The following is a 17,702-nucleotide window of genomic DNA, read 5'->3' on the forward strand; positions in this document are numbered from 1 at the left end:
GCGCAAAAGCTGCGGATCTGAGAAGGGAATGCAGATCGCATTCCGCCGCATCAGTCCTCGCTGATCTGCAGATCGAAGACCATCAGGCCGTCCGTGCCGCCATCAAGCGCGGCGACAAGGCGTCCGCCGGCTAGTCTGTGCGCTTCGTGAACCAGATAGGCATCACGAGCGACGGCATCAGTGAAGTCGATGGTGAAGCCATGCGTGAAACCGCGAGCGAAGGGTTCGGGGCTGATGTTGCGGTTGAAATGCACGGCGCCCATGCCGTCGATCACAGTGCGAAGAGCGGAGAGGTCTGCATGAATTGCCGATCTCTCCGCCGCGGGAACATCATCGCGGAACTTCACGAAAACACAGTGGCGGATCATGGCATTCCTACGCGATCCTTTCCTGCGTCGCCGGATCGAAAAACACCGCCTTGGTCAGGTTGAAGGTAAGCGGGGCAGTGGCACCGGGCTTGATGCGCGCATCGGCCCGCAGGCGAGCCACCACGCCCTTGCCACCGAGATTGGTGACCGCGAAAGTGTCGGAGCCGGCAGGTTCGACGACTTCTATGTGGCAATCGGTCGTCACCAGATGTTTCGCGTTGCGGTCGGCGCCATCGGGATCGGTCAGGGCTTCGGGGCGGATACCGAACACCACTTCCTTGCCACGATAGGCCGACAGGGCGTTTGACGCGCCATTGAGCGCGAGCGAGACGGGGGCGGCTCCGGCACGGGCGAGCTCGACGGTGGCTTCGCTGCCGCTCTGGCCGATGGTTGCAGGCACGAGGTTCATGGCCGGCGAGCCCATGAAGTCGGCGACGAACATGTTGACCGGATTGTTGTAGATTTCCGCCGGCGTGCCGAACTGCTGCAGGATGCCGTCCTTCAACACCGCGATCTTCGTCGCCAGCGTCATCGCCTCGATCTGATCGTGGGTGACGTAGACGATGGTCGTCTTCATGCGCTGGTGCAGGCGCTTGATCTCCGTGCGCATGTCGATGCGCAGCTTGGCGTCGAGATTGGACAGCGGCTCGTCGAACAGGAAGACCTGTGGCTTGCGCACCAGGGCACGGCCCATGGCGACGCGCTGGCGCTGGCCGCCGGAAAGCTGGCTGGGTTTGCGGTCGAGCAGGTGGCTGATCTGCAGGAGCTGCGCCACTTCGGCGATCGCCTTGTCGCGCTCGGGCTTGGCGACACCGCGGATCTCCATGCCGAAGCCGATGTTTTCGCCGACGGTCATGTTGGGATAAAGCGCATAGGACTGGAACACCATGGCGATGTCGCGCTTCGAGGGGTGCAGTTCGTTGACACGTTTGCCGGCGATGCGGATCTCGCCGCTGGTGATCTGTTCCAGCCCGGCGATGGTGTTGAGCAATGTCGACTTGCCGCAGCCGGAGGGGCCGACCAGCACAAGGAAGCCGCCTTCCTCGATGCCGAGCGTGACGCCCTTCAGGATCCTGGTCGTGCCGAAGGATTTTTCGAGATTGTCGATCTCAAGAAAGGACATGGTGCCTTAGCCTTTCACGGCGCCGGCCATCAGGCCGCGCACGAAATAACGTCCGGAGACGATGTAGACGATAAGGGTGGGAAGGGCCGCCAGGATCGCGCCGGCGAAGTGGACATTGTATTCCTTCACGCCGGTCGAGGAGTTGACCAGATTGTTCAGCGCCACCGTGATGGGAATGGAATCGACGCTGGAGAAGGACGATCCGAACAGGAAGTCGTTCCAGATATTGGTGAACTGCCAGATCACGGTCACCACGATGATCGGGCCCGACGAGGGCAGGAGGATCCGCCGGAAGATCTGGAAGAAGGAGGCGCCGTCGATCTGCGCTGCTTTGACCAGCTCGGTCGGGAAGGCTTCATAATAGTTGCGGAAGAACAGCGTCGTGAAGCCGAGGCCATAGATGGCGTGGATCAGGACCAGGCCTGGCACCGTGCCGGCCAGTCCAAGCAGGCCGAGGATGCGTGCCGAAGGGATCAGCACGATCTGGAAGGGGATGAAGCAGGCGAGCAGCATCATGCCGAAGACGATGTTGTCGCCCTTGAAGCGCCACTTGGTCAGCACATATCCGTTCAGCGCCCCGAGTATCGTCGAGATCGCCACCGCTGGCACCACCATCAGCACCGAATTCAGGAAATAGGGCTTCAGGCCGGTCGGCGAGACACCGATCTGCGCTGTCGACCAGGCCGACAGCCAGGGTGCGACAGTCCATTGCTGCGGCAGGGCCAGCATGTTGCCCTGACGGATTTCGTCGAGGGGTTTCAACGAATTCACCACCATCACGTAGAGCGGCAGCAGGTAGTAGACCGCGAACAGGATCAGCAGCGCATAGATCAGCGCACGGACGACAACGCCGTTGCGCGTGGCGACGTCTTGCGAGGGGGCGCTCATTTCTTCTTCCCCCCGAGTTCGGAGTAGAGATAGGGAACGATGATGGCGAAGATCATCATCATCATGATGATAGCGGACGCAGCACCCATGCCCATCTCGTTGCGGCCGAAGGTGAATTTCTGCATGAACAGCGCCGGCGTCCAGGTCGCGGTTCCCGGGCCGCCATCGGTCATGGCCACCACCAGGTCATAGGATTTGATGGCAAGGTGGGCGAGCACGACGAAGGCGGACAGGAAGACCGGGCGCATCAGCGGGATGATGATGCGGCGGTAGATGACAAAGGTGGAGGCGCCATCGATCTGGGCGGCCTTGATGATCTCGTTGTCGACGCCGCGCAGTCCGGCGAGGAACATCGCCATGACAAAACCCGACGACTGCCAGACCGCGGCGATGACGATGGTGTAGATCGCCATCTTGCCGTCCTTGATCCAGCGGAACGAGAAGCTTTCCCAGCCGATCGACTGCATGACATGCTCAAGACCGATGCCGGGGTCGAGGAACCATTTCCAGGCAACGCCGGTGACGATGAAGGACAGCGCCATCGGGTAGAGGTAGATCGGACGCAGCACGCCTTCGCCGCGGATCTTCTGGTCAAGGAAGATGGCCAGTGCGAGCCCTATCACCGAACAGATGACGATGTAGAGGATCGAGAAGATCGCGAGGTTCTTCAGCGCGACCATCCAGTTCGGATGATTGAACAGGCGCACATAGTTGCCGAAACCGACCCAGGTCGAGAAATCCGGCAGCAGCTTCGAGCCCGAGAAGGACAGCACGGCCGTAAACGCGATGAAGCCGTAGACGAAGATCAGGATCACCGCGAAGCTCGGGGCCAGCACGATCTTAGGCAACAGGTCCTGCAGGGTGGCGCGCGGATTTGCTAGGGCATTTCGCCCGGTCATGGTGGCGTCGGCCATGGGTCGCCTCGGTTCGAAAAAGAATGGGTGCCCCGGCCGAAGCCGGGGCACGGAAGTTCAGACCTTGTCAGCCCTTGGCGGCGGCAACGGCTTCGGCCAGTGCGGCGGCGGCGGCCTTGGAGTCCAGCTCGCCGTTGAAGTGACGGGTGATCACGTCATACATGGCGTTCTTGACCGCTGCCGGTACGGCATAGCCGTGGGCCATCGAGCCGAACAACTTGCCGGACGAATTGGCTTCGGCGAGATCCTTGATGCCCTTCTTGCCGCAGTCGTCGAAAGCGGTGTCAGGCACGTCGGTGCGTGCCGGCACCGAACCCTTCACCACGTTGAACGACGACTGGAAGTCGGGGCTCTCGATATCGGAGGCCATGGTGAGCTGTGCCGCCTTCTTGTCGTCCCCGACCTTGAACATCATGAACATGTCGGAGTTGAAGGTGACGGACCCTTGAGTGCCTGGGAAGCGGATGCAGACGAAGTCCGAGCCCGGCTTCTGGCCGGCCTTGAGGAATTCGCCCTTGGCCCAGTCGCCCATCATCTGCATGCCGGCCTTGCCTTCGATGACCATGGCCGAGGCCAGGTTCCAGTCGCGGCCGGAGAAGTCCTTGTCGACATAGCTCTTGAGCTTGGCCATGCGGTCGAAGGCTTCGACCATCTTCTCGCCACCGAGGGCGGCGGGATCGTTGTCGATCATCGAGGCCTTGTAGAAGTCGGTGCCAAGCGAAAGCACGACGGCGTCGAAGATGGTGGCGTCCTGCCAGGCCTGGCCGCCATGGGCGAGCGGCGTGATGCCGTTTGCCTTCATCTTGTCGAGCACGGCGATCAGCTCGTCCCAGTTCTCGGGAACCTTGCCGCCAGCGGCATCGAGTGCCTTCTTGGAGATCCAGACCCAGTTGGTCGAGTGCACGTTCACCGGTGCCGCGATCCACTTGCCGTCATGCTTGGCGAAATTCTGCAGCGCGGTCGGGACCACCTTGTCCCAGCCTTCCTTGTCGGCCACTTCGCCGAGATCGCCGACGACGCCCTGCTTGGCCCAGTCGGTGATGTCGAAGCCGAGAGCCTGCACTGCGGTCGGTGGATCACCGGCGGTGACGCGGGCGCGCAGTGCGGTCATCGCCGCTTCACCGCCGCCACCGGCCACCGGCATGTCCTTCCAGGTCACGCCCTGGCTTTCGAGCTTTTTCTTCAGAACGTCGAGCGCGGCCGCCTCGCCACCAGAGGTCCACCAGTGCAGCACTTCGACCGAGCCACCAGCGGCATAGGTCGATGCAGCATAGCCGGCGGTGAGTGCCGAGCCGAGCATCGTTCCGATAAGCAGTTTGCGCAACATGAACTTCCTCCCTTGTTGCAGTCACATGACCGGCTGTCGCCGGCTACCTCCCAACTCGGTTCGAGCACCAGGGATGCGCGAACCGTGATGAAACCTGAATGTCTTTCCCGGTGTAATTCCTCAGCCCGCGACTGGGCCGGCCGGCCATCCCGATGCGCCCTCCCTGATCGCGTTAGGATGTCTGGAACTTCGTGAATCCAATCGATCGCGAGCATCGGTCGGAATTATTCATGGAGTATGATCAATTCCGAAATGCCTGGCAAGAGCGGCGTTTGATCATTCTTACCTGGCGCAACACGCCATGTCCTTTTGCTTCGCCAACAACATCGACATGCGGTGCGTGCTGCCTGACAAGGTTGACTCGAACATCGTCGGTAAATTCTCATCGCGCGTGAGGTGTCGCGCCATTGACGCCGGATGAGAGACGCAACCCTGCCAAAATCAGGTCCATGGTCAGTCACGCCCCCATCACCTTCGCCGTCCTGGTGTTCCCGCAGTTTCCGATGATGGCGTTCTCATCGATCATCGAGCCGTTGCGCGCCGCCAATACGCTGGCAAAAAGGGAATGCTACCGCTGGATTATCGTGGGCGCGGATCGTGAACCGGTCGGGGCCTCCAACGGTGTCGTCATCCAGCCGGGCTTCGCGGCAGCGGCCAATCCGAAAGCGGACCGCATCGTCGTCTGTTCCGGCGGCAATGCCGATCATCTGGTCGCGACAGACGCCGTCAGCTGGATTCGCAAGAGCCTGCGCGGCGGCGCGCATCTCGGCGCGGTGGCCGACGCGGCCTTCTTCCTTGCACGGGTCGGCCTGCTCGACGGGCACGCCTGCACTTTGCATTGGACAAGCCAGGCAGCCTTCACCGAGGCATTTCCCGAGATCGACCTTCGCCGCGATCTCTACGTCATCGATCGTCGGCGTTTCACGTCTGCGGGCGGGGTCGGCAGCCTGGACATGATGCTGGAAATCGTTGCCGGCGATTATGGCGCCGAACTCGCCGCTGGTGTCGCCGAATGGTTCGTACACAGTCCGCTGCGCTCAAGCGTCGATCGCAAGCTGATGCCGTTGCGGCTGCGTACCGGCGTGCGCAATGAATTGGTGCTGTCGGCCATCGCCATCATGGAAGACGCGGTCGAGGAACGGCTTGCCATGGGGGACCTGGCAGAGCGCCTTGGCGTTTCGCCGGACCGGTTGGAACGCAGTTTCCGCGCTGAACTTTCCACGTCGCCGAACAGTTATTATCGCCGGCTGCGACTGAAGCGCGCCGCCGATCTGCTGGCGCATTCGACACTCGCAGTGCGGGAGGTTTCGCTGGCCTGCGGCTTTGCCTCGATGTCGAGCTTTGCCCGTGCCTTTCGCGAACAGTACGGCCATACGCCAAAGGCGGCGCGACGAAACTAGCGACGCGGATCACCGCACGATCCTTGCGGCTTTCAGCACAATTCCGATCGGCCATTTGCCCCATTGTCCAAAGCCCCAGGAGGCAGGCATGAGCATTGTGGTTTTCGACCCCGACAGCACCGACGACGTCGACTTCAAGGATCGCATGCGTCACCCGGCGACGGCAGATCCCGCCGGCGGCATGTGGCTTTCCGACACGGAGCCTTCTTTCATCGACGCGGCGGCGCTGAGGAAGGAACGGCTCGAGCGGCTGCGCGGCTGGATGCGCGAGGCAGGTTATGGCGCCGTTGTGCTGTTCGATCCCTACAACCAGCGCTACGCCACCGGCTCGCGCAACATGTTCGGCTATTTCCTGCGCAATTCGACACGCTACTTCTTCATCCCGACCGAAGGGCCGATCGTGCTGTTCGAATATCCGCAGAGCTACCATGTCTCCATGGTGCTCGACACGGTGGACGAGGCCAGGCCTTCGAAACTGGTGTGGTCCTCGGTTTCCGGCCGTGACGACGAGACGGCCGGGCCTTTCGCCGACGAGATCGCCGATCTGCTGAAGACGCATGGCGGCGGCTCGATGAAGCTTGGGCTGGACCGCTGCAGCCACCTGCAGGCATTGGCGCTGCAGAAGCGTGGCTGCGAGGTGAAGGACTGCCAGGGTGAGATCCTGGCCGTGCGGGCGATCAAGACACCGCAGGAGGTGAAATGCCTCGTCGCCTCGATGGCCGGCGCAGAGGCCGCGGTTGCCGCCGTGCGCGAAGCGATCAAACCCGGCGTCGCCGAAAACGAGCTCTTCGCCATCATGTATCACGAAGTCATCCGGCAAGGCGGCGAGTTCATCGAGACACGGCTCTTGACCTCTGGCCAGCGCACCAATCCCTGGTTCAACGAGGCGAGCGGCCGCAAGGTGCGGCCTGGAGAGCTGGTGGCGCTCGATACCGATACGATCGGCTGCTATGGCTATTATTCGGATTTCTCCCGCACCTTCCGTTGTGGACCGGGCAGGCCGAGCGACTACCAGAAGATGCTTTACCGCATGGCCCATGACCAGGTGCAGCACAACATTTCGATCGTGAAGCCGGGGATGGCGTTTCGTGAGATCGCCGAGAAGGCCTGGAAGATCCCGGACCGTTTCGTCGACCAGCGCTACACCTCCGTCATGCACGGGGTCGGCATGCACGGCGAAACGCCTTTCATCGCGCACTCCATGGATTATGAAACCTATGGACGCGACGGCATCATGCAGCCCGGCATGGTGGTTTCCGTCGAAAGCTACATCGGCGAGAAAGGTGGACGCGAGGGCGTCAAGCTGGAGGACGAAATGCTGATCACCGAAACGGGGACGGAACTGCTGTCGCGCTTTCCCTACGAGGATGAGTTCCTCGAAGGCCATGCCTGATGAAGGCGCCTGTTTCGATCCGGCGCGGCACCGCTGCCGCCGTCTTCATCGACCTGCAGGAAGAGCACCGCAAGGACAGCCGTTATCTGGTCGAAGGCTTTTCCGGCCTGCTTGCCAATGTGCAGCGGCTGCAAGCCGCGGCGCGGGTGAACGGCGTGCCGCTCTATCATTGGGCCTACATCGTCGATCTCGACACGCAGGAGCGGCCGTTTCACCCTCTCGATGGAAATGGCAAATCGGCCTTCTCCAGCAAGGACGATCCGCTGACGGCAATCTGTGCTGAAGTGGCACCGGCAGCCGGCGAAACGCTGCTGATCAAGGCGCATGCGAGCGCCTTCCACACAGCGGAAGCGATCGAGCGTCTCAAGGCTGACGGCATCGAGTGGCTGATCGTTGCCGGGGTCTGGACCGAGGCCTGCATCGACGCGACGGTGCGCGACGCGGTGACCGCCGGCTTCCGCGTGCTGCTGGTCAAGGATGCCTGCGGCAGCGGCAGTGCCGCCATGCATCAGACGGCGATCCTCAATCTTGCCAACCGTCTCTACGGCGGCGCCGTGGCCGATACGGGCACGGCATGCCGGCTGATGGCGGGCGAGGTGGTTACCGCCTGGCAGGTGGAAGGCTCCGTGCCGATGCGCTTCACCTATGAAAACGCGGCGGAACTCTATCAGTCGCTTTGAATGCCGGGATCACCGGAACGCCCGGCCGGAGTTGAGGGATGATCGATCGCGGAAGATACGCGGCACTGCTCGATCCGGAGTACTGGACCTACATCGACGCGGTGACCGCAAGGCATCTCCCGGCCGTCGTAGACATGCCTGTCGACCAGGAGCGTGCATTTTATGACGAGATGGCGGCCGCCTTTCATACCGGCCGCCCTGCCGGTGTCGAAACCGAGGATGGCGCGATCCCGTTGGCGGATCGCACCATCCCATTTCGCCGTTACCGGCTGGATGGCCGCCCGCCGCGGGCGGCCATCCTCTATTTTCACGGCGGCGGTTTTGTCTTCGGCGGATTGGACAGCCACGACGACATCTGCGCCGACGTCTGTGACGAAACCGGCTTTGCCGTGATCTCCATAGATTACCGTCTGGCTCCCGAACATTTGCATCCTGCCGCCTTTGAAGATGCTGTCGCCGCTTTCGACTGGCTTGTGGCCGGAACCGAACTTCCGATCGTGTTGTGCGGAGAGAGTGCCGGCGGCAATCTGGCCGCCGCCGTGGCCCATGCCACGCGTGAGCGGCCAAGACCGGCAGTCGGTCAGGTCCTGATCTATCCGAGCCTTGGCGGCGATCCTTCGGCGGGATCCTATGTCGAGCATGCCGAAGCGCCGTTGCTGTCAACGGCCGATCTCGCTTTCTACAAGCAGGTACGCACCGGCCAGGCGGCTGGACCGGGCGACGCAACACTGGAACCGCTGTTGGACGCCGACTTTGCCGGATTGCCACCGACGGTGATCGTGACAGCCCAATGTGATCCGTTGTCGTCGGACGGCGAAACCTATCGCGACCGCATCCTCGCCGCCGGGGGAAGAGCGGCATGGCTCAACGAAAGACGGTTGACGCATAGCTTCCTGCGGGCTCGCAAGCGCGCACCGCGAGCGGGCGAGGCAATGACAGATATCGTCGCGGCGATCACGGCGCTGGGTGAGGGCCGCTGGCCGTATTGACCGGCTGCGTTGCCTGGCGTCTGTCGTTTTGCACGGGGCGTCGCGCTTTCCAGCCAACAGGCGCGGAACAGCGCACAAGATTTACGGGAAACGGAACATTTCCGGTTCCGCTCCGGACTTATCCTTCGCTCTACCGAGAACGCCCGGCAATCGTCAAGCCGTGAACAAGCCGGGGTCAGGCAGGGGAGAGCCATGATCAAGCTGATGTTGACCGACCGGCCGCTGCACCCGCGCGCCGAACCGATGGCGCATGACTTCAGGAAAGGCGGGATGAACAGGCGAGAATATCTCGCCGCGATGGCCGCGCTCGGCGTGAGTGCAGCCGGCGCTTTTGCGCTTGGCGGGATCGCGCCGACACCTGCCCGCGCCGAGGAGCCGAAGAAGGGCGGCGTGCTCAAGGTCGCCATGAACGTCAAGGGTTTCAAGGATCCGCGTACTTTCGACGGCGTCGAGATGTCGAATGTCGCACGGCACTGCAACGAATATCTGGTGCGCTGGAACCGCGACTTCAGCTTTGAGCCCTGGCTGCTGGAAGCCTGGGAGATGAGTGACGATGCCAGGACGCTGACGCTGAAGGTGCGCAAGGGCATCACCTGGTCGAATGGCGACGCCTTCAATGCCGACGATGTCGTCCACAATCTGACCCGTTGGTGCGAGGCCGATGTCGCTGGCAATTCGCTGGCCGCGCGGATGGGGGCGCTGGTCGATGGCAATTCCAAGAAGGCTGTGGCGGGCGGCATCGAGCGCGTGGACGACCACACCATCCGTCTCAACCTGCCGAAACCGGACATCTCGCTGATTGCCGGCATGGCCGACTACCCGGCGCTGATCATGCACCGCTCCTATCAGGGCGACGGCGATCCGAAAAAGGCGCTGGCCATCACCACTGGCCCATTCGAACTGGTGAACTGGGATGCCGAAACCGGCGCCGAGGTCAAGCGCAAGGAGAAATGGTGGAAAGGCGAAGTCCATCTCGATGGGATCAAGTGGATCGACTATGGCTCCGATCCGAGCCCGATGCTGTCGGCCTTTGAATCCGGCGAGATCGACACCAACCATGAGACGTCGGCCGATATCCTGTCGCAGACCGTGGCGATCGGGCTCGGTCAATCCGAGATCGCGACCGGCTCGACGATCGTGGCGCGTTTCAACGTCAACAATGCTCCTTATGAGGACGTCAGGGTAAGGCGCGCGGCACAGCTCGCGGTGGACAACAGCGCGGTGCTCAAGATCGCGCTCGATGATCGCGGCAAGCCAGCCGACAACCATCATGTCGGGCCGATGCATCCCGAATATGCCGATGTCGGTCCCGCGGTGCGCAAGGTTGATGAGGCCAAGGCTCTGCTCAAGGAAGCCGGCAAGGCCGATCACGAGTTCGACCTGATCTCCGTCGATGTGGAATGGCAGAAGTCGTCAGGCGACGCGATCGCGGCGCAGATGCGCGAGGCTGGGTTGAAGGTGAAGCGAACGGTACTGCCAGCCGCCACCTTCTGGAACGACTGGAGCAAGTATCCCTTTTCCTGCACGGAATGGCTGGGGCGGCCGCTGGGAGTGCAGGTGCTTGCGCTCGCCTACCGGTCCGGCGCCGCCTGGAATGAAAGCGCTTACTCCAGCAAGGAATTCGACGAACTGCTCGACAGGGCGCTGGCGATGCCAGAGGCCAGGCAGCGACAGGAGGTCATGGGCAAGATCGAGCGGAATCTGCGTGATGCCGGCATCATCATTCAGCCATATTGGCGCTCGGTCTTCCGCAGCTTCCGCAGCGGCGTGCACAATTGTGAGCAACACCAGGCGCTTGAGCAGCATTTCGAGAAGGTGTGGCTGGAAGGGTAAGGCGCCACAGGGCGCCTGCGTGACCTGTCACAAAACCCCACAAAACATGGTGTAGGAGCGCTTCGCGGAAGCGTTCCTGCAGATGGGTATGATGCTGAGGCGATTTCCCAATCTGCACCAACAAGGGAACGCCGGACGCCCCAAAGCCGCCAATGTCGCGGTGCATTGGGTGTTGCGCATATTTTGTGCGCTTGGGGTTTTGGGGGTTATCGTGCATTCGTTGAAAGCGCTCTATCAGCGCAGTGGGTTCGTGCTGTGGTTTCTGACCGTCGTAACCGCGGTCTGCCTGGCGGCCCTTAAACCGCTGTCACATTCGGTGCTGCCAGCCTATGAATTCGGCACCGCGATGTTCCACGCGGGACGTCCGCTCTACGACCTCAACAGCGCGATGGGCTATCTGTATACGCCCGCCTTCGCCGCGCTCTACAGCCCGTTCGCCTGGCTCGGGTCCGAACTGGGCGGAATCCTGTGGCGGCTTCTCGGCGTAGGTCTGCTCACCTTTGCGATCGTCAAGCAGGCTCGCGTCTTCGACAAGGTCAAGGCGGAGCACATTGCATCACTGGCTTTTTTCCTGGCCATCCCGCTGTCGCTCGGTGCCATCCGCAACGGTCAGGCAACGGTGCTGCTGACGGCAGCCTGCTGGCTGTTGACCTTGTCCGCCCTGGACAATCGTCGCGCCGAAACGATGCTGTGGGCGTCTGTCGCCTTGATTGCCAAGCCGACAGCGATCGTCATGATCCTGCTGGTTGGAGCCATGAGACTGCGGCTGCTCCCTTTCCTGCTCCTCGCGATCGGTCTGGTTTTCGCCATCCCTTATGCGTTTGCCCCGGCAGACTATGTGAATGCCCAGCATGCCGAATTCTTCCGGCTGCTCACATCAATGGGGGCAAACCGGTCTGGAACCTTCGAAGCGGCTGATTTTACGGGGCTTTTCGCTGCTCTGGATATTTCCGTTCCAGCCGGCGTGACCATCGTCCTGCGTTTGGCCGTGGCTGCCGCCGTGCTGCTTGCCTCGCTCTGGCTGGACAGGAAAAACGATCGCCAGTTGAGCGCCTTCGCCATTTTCCTGCTGGCGGCGTATTACATGACGGTTTTCAACCCCAGGGTCGAATCCAACACCTATGTCATGCTCGTCGCGCCGGCCGCGCTTGCCATTTCCTTGATGAGAACCCGGGATGAGGGCTGGAACCTGCCACTGGTCCTGGGAGCCGTGGTCTTCATGTGCGGATGGACCGGGATCGACCGCAGCCTTCACCTCGCCCTGAATCCCTGGTTCAAACCGCTGGCTATGACGCTGGTTCTTGTCCCGGTTCTGCATTGGCTTTACCGGCAGGTCACAACCGGTGCAGACCAGCGGCTGTCGGCGACGATATCGCGAGCCAGGACGGGTTAGCAGCAGAGCTATCGCTGCCAGAAGGGTAGCTTGGCGATCTCGTCCTCGACCTGTTCCCTGGTGAGACCCAGATCATCGATCAGGTGAGGATTATCTCTTGCCAGCCGTTTGAGTTCCCAGCGAAAGCGTGTGCGTTCCTGCCAGGCCGCAATGCTGTCGAACAGGTTCAACAGACGGTGGCGCGGGTGCGGCGCCCGCCTGGCTGATGGTCCTGTTCGCCCTGATTGTGAAGGGCAGACGCAAAGGGAGTCGTTCATGGCAACCTCCATATCGGCTCGAGGGCTAGGCCCTCGCCTGGGAAATGAGGTTGAATTCTGCCGGACGCAGCCAGCGTCGTAATTAAGGCCGTCCAAATAGTTCTCAAAACTTCCAAATAGGCTAGGTTTGCGATCCCGAAGACCCCTGGACGGGATCTCGGCAAACAAGCCTGCCCACTCCTGAATTCAGCGAAACCCTCATCGCAGCGGTCAAGAGATGCCCACTTCACCATCCTTTCTCGGCTTTTCCAGTCACCTCGCCGATGGTCGCATGCCACGTGCGGTCATCTTTGGAGCTGGGCATGGCAGCACCTACCTCGGCAAGGACAGCAGCGGTTACGTTTCAGCCGCCAACGCGATACGCGCGGCCAGCCAGGATGATGCAGGGCTTGTCGAACACTGGGACTTCGATCTTGGCGGTCCACTGTTCGGCGGTGGATCGGCCTCCTGTACCGATGTCGGCGACATTGCGACGACCATGCACGACAATGCCGGCAACCGGGCGGGGATCGAAGCGAAGACCCGCGAGGTCCTGGCGCTGCTGGCCGTGCCGATCCTGCTCGGGGGTGACGATTCCGTGGTCATCCCGTTCCTCGCCGGTTTTGCGGAGCATGGGCCGGTCTGGATCCTGCAGATCGACGCCCATATCGACTGGCGCGACGAAGTGCATGGCGAGCGCTTCGGCTATTCGAGCCCGATGCGTCGGGCGAGCGAGATGCCGCACGTCGCAGGCATGGTGCAGGTCGGCCTGCGCAGCGTCGGCAGCGCAGGGCGGTCTGAAATCGAAGCGGCGCAACACTATGGCAGCCGCTTTGTCACCGCCCGCGACGTGCATGCCAAGGGCGTCGAAGCCGCTCTTCGGCATATTCCAGAGGGTGCAAGGGTGGTCGTTACCCTCGACTGCGATGGTCTCGATCCCGGCATCATGCCGGGTGTCGCGGCACGCACGCCTGGCGGACTGACCTACACGCAGGTGATCGACCTGATTGCGGGCGTCGGCGACCGGGCCAGGATCGTCGGATTCGATCTCGTCGAGTTCTATCCTCCGGCCGACATCGATGGCCTGACGGCACAGACCGCGTCACGCCTTCTCGTGAATGCGATCGGTGCCATTGTCAGGCAAGCGTGATCCGGCCAGTCGACCGCCGCCGATCAGGATTTCTGCCCAAGGCGGGGCTCCGTCCCTGACAGCAGCCGGCGAATGTTGGCGCTGTGGCGCATGATCACGTAGACGCCACCCGCAAGCACCAGCAACCGATAGGCCAAGGGCTGTTCCAGGAAGCAGACGAGCGCGATGGCGGTCACGGCCGCGAGCATCGAGCTCAGCGAAACAATTCTCGACAAGGCCAGCGAAATGCCAAAGACCGCTGCCGCGCCCAAACCCACCGGCCAGGAGATCGCCAGCAGCACGCCGAGCCCTGTCGCGGCCGACTTGCCTCCTGTAAAATTCAGCCAGATCGACCGGCCATGCCCCAGCAGCGCAGCGAGCCCGGCGAGGCAGACAAGCCAGGGTTCCAACATGTGCAGGTCGGCCGCGGGCACCGCATCCTGGAGCATTGAAGAGAACCAGGGGGAAAACCAGCGCGCAAGGACGACTGCCGCCACGCCTTTCAGGACATCGACCAGCAGAACCGTCAGGGCCGGGCCTTTTCCGAGCGTTCTAAGGACATTTTTTGCCCCGGTTGATCGGGAGCCGTGCTCCCGGATGTCGATGCCTTTCAGCCATCTGCCGGCCAGATAGCCCGAGGGTATGGAGCCGAGAAGATAGGCCGCCGCCAACACGACGATGTTCGCAGCCCAGAAAACCATGGCAATACCTCGATCTTCAGGCAGAGATCGTCTGAAGATCGCCGCCATTGTCCGTCCAGCACCAATTACACCGGGCTGCCTTGCGTCGACAGGGGTTTTCCATTGGGCGGGTTGGCCCCGGGCGCTGGATCGACCCGCCTCCGGTGTCCCGGTTTCCTCAGAGCTGGAAAGGCTCTAAGGATGCGCCATGCCAGCATCGCGCTTTGCCTTTGGCCCTTTCCTACTCGATCCGGATGCGGGAACGCTGACCCGGAACGATGCCCCTGTGTCCATGGGCTATCGTGGAGTGAAGTTGCTTGCGGCTCTTGTCGGGCGGGCTGGCGAAATCCTCAGCAAGACCGAACTGATGGATGCAGCCTGGCCGGGCATGGCCGTCGAGGAAGGCAATCTGACGGTGCAGATTGCGCAACTCAGGAAGCTGCTTGGTCCAGCTGGTGATGGCAGCGGTGAATGGATCGCCACTGTGCCACGCATCGGTTATCGCTTCTCAAGCAGCGTCGAGAAACTCGACAGCGTGCAGCGGAAACCCTTGCCGTTGCCAGCAAAGCCCTCCATTGCGGTGCTGCCCTTTGTCAATGTCAGCAATGATGCCGAGCAGGAATCCTTCGCGGATGGGTTGACCGAGGACCTGATCACCGACCTTTCCAGGATTCCCGGGCTGTTCGTCATCGCGCGCAATTCGGCCTTTGCCTACAAGGGGAAGGCAATGGACGAGCGCACCATCGCACAGGACCTTGGTGTGCGTTACCTGCTGGAGGGAAGCGCGCGCCGCGCTGCCGGGCATGTCCGCATCAACGCCCAATTGGTCGACGCCGTGAGCGGCGAGCATCTCTGGGCCGAACGCTTCGATCGGGGGCTCGAGGATATCTTCGCCGTTCAGGACGAGGTGACAGCCAAGATCGTCGAGGCGCTGCTGGGTCGGCTGCGCGCCTCGACGCCGCGCAATCGACCCAGGAATCTCGAAGCTTACGACCTCTGCGTCAGGGCCCGCAGGTTGATGGACGATTCGCCACAGACGGCGCGGGAAGCGCATCTGATGCTGACGCGGGCGGTTTCGCTCGATCCCGATTATGCCGAACCCTACCGCTGGCTTGCCATGAACCGCTGGATGGGATGGGTGCATTGGGGCGGACCGACCGAAGAGGATCGCACAATTGCCCTGGAACTGGCGCGCAAGGCCGTGGCGATCGATCCGAACGATGCCGGCTGCCGCTGGGTGCTGGCCTATCTGTTGACCTATGAACGCAGTTTCGCGGAAGCGGACGCGGAATTCGCCAGGGCGATCGAGCTCGATCCCAATGAGGCCGATGCCTGGGCGGCGTTGTCCGACGTCGCTGTCCTGGCCGGGTGGATCGATGAAGGGCTCGAGCACATCCGCAAGGCGTTCCGGCTGAACCCCTACCCGGCCAGCTGGTATTATTCGACGCTCGGCCAGGCGCAATATGCCTCCCGGGACTATGTGGCCGCTGTCGAGACGCTGCGCAGCGACGAGACGTATCGCACAAGCTCGCGCCGTTTCCTGGCGGCAAGCCTTGCACAGCTCGGTCACCTCGATGAGGCTCGCGCCGAGGTTGAACTGTTTCTTGTCGGCAACCCCCATTTCACGACCAGCCACTGGGCTGCGACGGAGCCATTTCGCGACGCCGCGATGCTGCAGCATTTCGTCGAGGGTTTTCGCAAGGCCGGTCTTCCGGACTGAATGTCCACAGCCGGCGTCGGGGGTCAGCGGTTGCCCGGGAACTGATCGGTTCCGGGCAGGGCATGCAGCCAGGGCTCGCGGCGCGGAATCCAAAGCTCGTATTGCGGGACAAGACCGGACGGCGCCTCATCGAGCGTACCGGCCATGATCTCCGCCTCGGTGTCGCTGAGCGCGAACACCTGGCTACCACAGGTCGGGCAGAAGCTGCGGTCTTTGTAAGCCGAGGTCTGTCCTTCGCACTCGAATGCTGCCAGCGGCCAGATTCCGTAGAAAGTGAATGCCGACCCGCTGGTGCGCCTGCAGTCGGTGCAATGGCAGAGGCCTACGCGCAACGGATCGCCCGATACCCGATAGCGAACCTTGCCACACGCACAGCCGCCCTGGCGTTCTGTGGTCATTGTTGGAATCTCCAATCGATTCGCAGCAATCCTTGCTGCGATGCTACCTCTTGTCCATAAAGAGAGATCTGCCCATCCGCTTGGCCGTGGCCGAGCGCGTTGAAAAGAGCGGTGCCTCTTCGAATTAGGGATGATGGACGCACACATGCGCATTGATCAGCTTCAAGATGTTTTTCGTTCGGGCGCTGCGCTGGAGTTCTTGTTTTTCTGGGGGCACCAGCCATCCAGCGATGGTCGCCTCACCGTATCCTGCTTCAGCCAATGGTGGCCGTCTCCCTTTGAAGTTGCCGGTATACAGTATCGCACCGCGGAACATTGGATGATGGCCGAAAAGGCCAGGCTTTTCGGAGACAATGAGACGAGGTTGAAGATCATCGGAGCTTTCAGTCCCAAGCAGGTAAAGCAGTTTGGCCGTGAAGTGCGCAACTTTGATGGGCCGTCCTGGGACAACAACAAGGAGCGCATCGTTGCGGAAGGCAGCTTTGAAAAATTCAGGCAGAATCCGGAGCTGACGGCCTTTCTGCTAACGACAGGTGAAAAGGTTCTTGTCGAAGCAAGTCCGGTTGATCGGGTCTGGGGCATCGGACTGGCAGCGGATGACGACCGCGCCAAGAATCCGATGCTGTGGCAAGGCCAGAACCTTCTTGGCTTTGCTCTGATGGAAGCAAAGGATCGGTTGCGCAACTAGCAAGGCGAGAGCCAAGCCACGCGATCAAGCCTGAGCGTGTGACAGGTCTTGCAGACTGCTTGCAAGTTGCGTTTTTCGATGCTGCGAATGGTGGAAGAATTGGACCCGACGATTTTTCGGGTGACGATCATTCACGACCGGAAGCCCGGATGATGGGCGTGACAGGGATTGAACCTGTGCCCCCTCCACGTAGCATGGATTGACGCCCTCTCATGCTGGCGCGATTGTGCAATGGTGCGGGCACGGAGCAGGCCGCTCGGTGTGTGGCTATTCATTCTCTTGGTAGCTGGCGCTCTGCCAGCAATGGCCGTACGAACTCATCGTAGGTGCTGGGCCGGTCTGTTTGGCGGGGGTACGGCCTATGGAAGGCTGGCGAATGGCTGGAGCCTGTTCTAGCTGGCCTTCAATCTCAAGGTGTTTCGCCAATCGACGAAGATTGGCTCAGCTGCCAAATGATCGCCAAGTGCCGGGCGAGCCTCCTGTTGTGCAAACATACCCAATTACAGTGGATGTCGGCGTCCGGCTATAGAGCCTGTCTCCAGC

Annotated in this window: 17 protein-coding genes; 10 read left to right on the forward strand and 7 right to left on the reverse strand. The window is 61.8% G+C overall.

Going from position 1 to position 17,702, the window contains the following annotated elements; genetic code table 11:
- Positions 1-50: 50 nt before the first annotated feature.
- From ACFWYE_RS21965 to ACFWYE_RS21985, 5 genes are all read right to left on the reverse strand, one after another.
- A complete protein-coding gene (locus ACFWYE_RS21965; RefSeq protein WP_379066817.1) occupies positions 51-368 on the reverse strand; it encodes a Dabb family protein in 318 nt (105 codons plus the stop codon).
- Positions 369-375: 7 nt separating this feature from the next.
- Entirely contained in the window at positions 376-1,491 is a 1,116-nt protein-coding gene (locus tag ACFWYE_RS21970; RefSeq protein ID WP_129413431.1) for an ABC transporter ATP-binding protein, read from the reverse strand.
- Between the two features lie 6 nt (positions 1,492-1,497).
- On the reverse strand, positions 1,498-2,379 hold the full coding sequence (locus tag ACFWYE_RS21975) for a carbohydrate ABC transporter permease (RefSeq protein WP_379066819.1): 882 nt from the start codon (positions 2,377-2,379) through the stop codon (positions 1,498-1,500).
- Positions 2,376-3,293 carry a carbohydrate ABC transporter permease gene (locus tag ACFWYE_RS21980; RefSeq protein ID WP_379066821.1) on the reverse strand — a complete coding sequence of 306 codons (918 nt, stop codon included), beginning with the start codon at positions 3,291-3,293 and terminating at the stop codon, positions 2,376-2,378. Before ACFWYE_RS21980 ends, ACFWYE_RS21975 begins: the two co-directional genes overlap by 4 nt.
- A gap of 67 nt (positions 3,294-3,360) precedes the next feature.
- Positions 3,361-4,620 (reverse strand): ABC transporter substrate-binding protein, encoded by a 1,260-nt coding sequence (locus ACFWYE_RS21985; RefSeq protein WP_379066823.1) that lies wholly within the window; start codon positions 4,618-4,620, stop codon positions 3,361-3,363.
- Positions 4,621-5,069: 449 nt separating this feature from the next.
- Between ACFWYE_RS21985 and ACFWYE_RS21990 the strand changes: the two genes are divergently transcribed.
- The 8 genes from ACFWYE_RS21990 (at position 5,070) to ACFWYE_RS22025 (ending at position 13,694) form a co-directional block, all read left to right on the forward strand.
- Positions 5,070-6,020, forward strand: coding sequence for a GlxA family transcriptional regulator (locus ACFWYE_RS21990; protein WP_379114249.1), 951 nt, complete (start codon positions 5,070-5,072; stop codon positions 6,018-6,020).
- An 88-nt stretch (positions 6,021-6,108) separates the two neighbouring features.
- Entirely contained in the window at positions 6,109-7,413 is a 1,305-nt protein-coding gene (locus ACFWYE_RS21995; protein WP_379114250.1) for a M24 family metallopeptidase, read from the forward strand.
- Positions 7,413-8,093, forward strand: a complete 681-nt coding sequence (locus ACFWYE_RS22000) for an isochorismatase family protein (protein WP_379114251.1) — start codon at positions 7,413-7,415, stop codon at positions 8,091-8,093. Before ACFWYE_RS21995 ends, ACFWYE_RS22000 begins: the two co-directional genes overlap by 1 nt.
- Positions 8,094-8,131: 38 nt before the next feature.
- A complete protein-coding gene (locus tag ACFWYE_RS22005; RefSeq protein ID WP_379114253.1) occupies positions 8,132-9,082 on the forward strand; it encodes an alpha/beta hydrolase in 951 nt (316 codons plus the stop codon).
- A 195-nt stretch (positions 9,083-9,277) separates the two neighbouring features.
- Positions 9,278-10,915: an ABC transporter substrate-binding protein gene (locus ACFWYE_RS22010; protein WP_379114278.1), complete on the forward strand. Its 1,638-nt coding sequence runs from the start codon at positions 9,278-9,280 to the stop codon at positions 10,913-10,915.
- Positions 10,916-11,126: 211 nt separating this feature from the next.
- A complete protein-coding gene (locus ACFWYE_RS22015; RefSeq protein WP_379114255.1) occupies positions 11,127-12,308 on the forward strand; it encodes a glycosyltransferase family 87 protein in 1,182 nt (393 codons plus the stop codon).
- A 127-nt stretch (positions 12,309-12,435) separates the two neighbouring features.
- Positions 12,436-12,594 (forward strand): MYXO-CTERM sorting domain-containing protein, encoded by a 159-nt coding sequence (locus tag ACFWYE_RS22020; RefSeq protein WP_379114257.1) that lies wholly within the window; start codon positions 12,436-12,438, stop codon positions 12,592-12,594.
- A 188-nt stretch (positions 12,595-12,782) separates the two neighbouring features.
- On the forward strand, positions 12,783-13,694 hold the full coding sequence (locus ACFWYE_RS22025; protein ID WP_379114259.1) for an agmatinase: 912 nt from the start codon (positions 12,783-12,785) through the stop codon (positions 13,692-13,694).
- 23 nt (positions 13,695-13,717) lie between these two features.
- Here ACFWYE_RS22025 and plsY read toward each other — a convergent pair whose 3' ends face one another.
- Entirely contained in the window at positions 13,718-14,374 is a 657-nt protein-coding gene (plsY, locus tag ACFWYE_RS22030) for a glycerol-3-phosphate 1-O-acyltransferase PlsY (protein ID WP_379114260.1), read from the reverse strand.
- A gap of 187 nt (positions 14,375-14,561) precedes the next feature.
- On the opposite strand from plsY, the gene ACFWYE_RS22035 reads away from it, so the two are divergent.
- Complete coding sequence (locus ACFWYE_RS22035) at positions 14,562-16,073, forward strand: winged helix-turn-helix domain-containing tetratricopeptide repeat protein (protein ID WP_379114262.1); 1,512 nt, start codon at positions 14,562-14,564, stop codon at positions 16,071-16,073.
- A gap of 23 nt (positions 16,074-16,096) precedes the next feature.
- Here the strand turns inward: ACFWYE_RS22035 and ACFWYE_RS22040 are convergent, their stop codons facing one another.
- Entirely contained in the window at positions 16,097-16,471 is a 375-nt protein-coding gene (locus tag ACFWYE_RS22040) for a GFA family protein (RefSeq protein WP_379114264.1), read from the reverse strand.
- 145 nt (positions 16,472-16,616) lie between these two features.
- Here ACFWYE_RS22040 and ACFWYE_RS22045 point away from each other — a divergent pair, with 145 nt between their 5' ends.
- Positions 16,617-17,159: an NADAR family protein gene (locus ACFWYE_RS22045; protein WP_379114266.1), complete on the forward strand. Its 543-nt coding sequence runs from the start codon at positions 16,617-16,619 to the stop codon at positions 17,157-17,159.
- Positions 17,160-17,702 lie beyond the last annotated feature (543 nt).

This window comes from Mesorhizobium sp. NPDC059025, from assembly GCF_042739655.1.
Lineage (GTDB): Bacteria > Pseudomonadota > Alphaproteobacteria > Rhizobiales > Rhizobiaceae > Mesorhizobium.

What these genes read in the sequence shown, in the direction of transcription:
- ACFWYE_RS21965 (WP_379066817.1), bottom strand. Translation starts at nt 368, where the DNA reads ATGATCCGCCACTGTGTTTTCGTGAAGTTCCGCGATGATGTTCCCGCG.
- ACFWYE_RS21970 (WP_129413431.1), bottom strand. Translation starts at nt 1,491, where the DNA reads ATGTCCTTTCTTGAGATCGACAATCTCGAAAAATCCTTCGGCACGACC.
- ACFWYE_RS21975 (WP_379066819.1), bottom strand. Translation starts at nt 2,379, where the DNA reads ATGAGCGCCCCCTCGCAAGACGTCGCCACGCGCAACGGCGTTGTCGTC.
- ACFWYE_RS21980 (WP_379066821.1), bottom strand. Translation starts at nt 3,293, where the DNA reads ATGGCCGACGCCACCATGACCGGGCGAAATGCCCTAGCAAATCCGCGC.
- ACFWYE_RS21985 (WP_379066823.1), bottom strand. Translation starts at nt 4,620, where the DNA reads ATGTTGCGCAAACTGCTTATCGGAACGATGCTCGGCTCGGCACTCACC.
- ACFWYE_RS21990 (WP_379114249.1), top strand. Translation starts at nt 5,070, where the DNA reads ATGGTCAGTCACGCCCCCATCACCTTCGCCGTCCTGGTGTTCCCGCAG.
- ACFWYE_RS21995 (WP_379114250.1), top strand. Translation starts at nt 6,109, where the DNA reads ATGAGCATTGTGGTTTTCGACCCCGACAGCACCGACGACGTCGACTTC.
- ACFWYE_RS22000 (WP_379114251.1), top strand. Translation starts at nt 7,413, where the DNA reads ATGAAGGCGCCTGTTTCGATCCGGCGCGGCACCGCTGCCGCCGTCTTC.
- ACFWYE_RS22005 (WP_379114253.1), top strand. Translation starts at nt 8,132, where the DNA reads ATGATCGATCGCGGAAGATACGCGGCACTGCTCGATCCGGAGTACTGG.
- ACFWYE_RS22025 (WP_379114259.1), top strand. Translation starts at nt 12,783, where the DNA reads ATGCCCACTTCACCATCCTTTCTCGGCTTTTCCAGTCACCTCGCCGAT.
- plsY (WP_379114260.1), bottom strand. Translation starts at nt 14,374, where the DNA reads ATGGTTTTCTGGGCTGCGAACATCGTCGTGTTGGCGGCGGCCTATCTT.
- ACFWYE_RS22035 (WP_379114262.1), top strand. Translation starts at nt 14,562, where the DNA reads ATGCCAGCATCGCGCTTTGCCTTTGGCCCTTTCCTACTCGATCCGGAT.
- ACFWYE_RS22040 (WP_379114264.1), bottom strand. Translation starts at nt 16,471, where the DNA reads ATGACCACAGAACGCCAGGGCGGCTGTGCGTGTGGCAAGGTTCGCTAT.
- ACFWYE_RS22045 (WP_379114266.1), top strand. Translation starts at nt 16,617, where the DNA reads ATGCGCATTGATCAGCTTCAAGATGTTTTTCGTTCGGGCGCTGCGCTG.